General features: G+C 60.0%; 1 protein-coding gene. It reads left to right on the top strand.

All coding sequences use genetic code 11. From position 1 onward, the window contains the following. On the top strand, positions 1-603 hold a 603-nt coding region (locus WS62_RS12815; protein WP_231748273.1), incomplete at both ends, for an IS3 family transposase.

Here is a 603-nt window from a genome sequence, read left to right as displayed (position 1 = left end):
CGAAACGCGATGAGATTCTGTGCCCGGAAATCAACCGAGTCTGGCAGGCCAACATGCAAGTCTACGGCGCTGACAAGGTCTGGAAGCAGATGAACCGCGAGAGCATTACGGTCGCTCGTTGTACGGTGGAACGGCTGATGAAACGGCTGGGTCTGCGCGGTGCCGTTCGCGGTAAGCGAGTCCGGACGACGATTCCCGATGCCGCCGTACCGCGTCCGCTGGACCGGGTGAATCGGCAGTTCACGGCTAACCGACCGAATCAGTTGTGGGTTTCTGATTTCACCTATGTTTCGACGTGGCAGGGCTGGCTGTACGTGGCCTTCGTGGTGGACGTGTTCGCCCGCCGCATCGTCGGCTGGCGCGTCAGTTCTTCCATGACCACGGACTTCGTTCTGGATGCACTTGAACAGGCGCTGTACGCTCGCCGGCCGGGAGGCGATGGAACCTTGATCCACCACTCCGACAGAGGATCGCAAGGCGGATTCAACCGGTCGTCGCAACACCGCATTTTTGAACGGATTTCAGGTACTCGTCCAGAGCTTCAGCCGGCGTCTTCCAGCCGAGCGTTTTCCGGGGCCTGGTGTTCAACGTATTGGCAACGGC

Source organism: Burkholderia sp. ABCPW 14 (genome assembly GCF_001523835.1).
Classification (GTDB): Bacteria; Pseudomonadota; Gammaproteobacteria; order Burkholderiales; family Burkholderiaceae; genus Burkholderia; species Burkholderia mayonis.
Note: the sequence above shows the minus strand (reverse complement) of the source record. Positions and strands in the feature narration are given on the sequence as shown.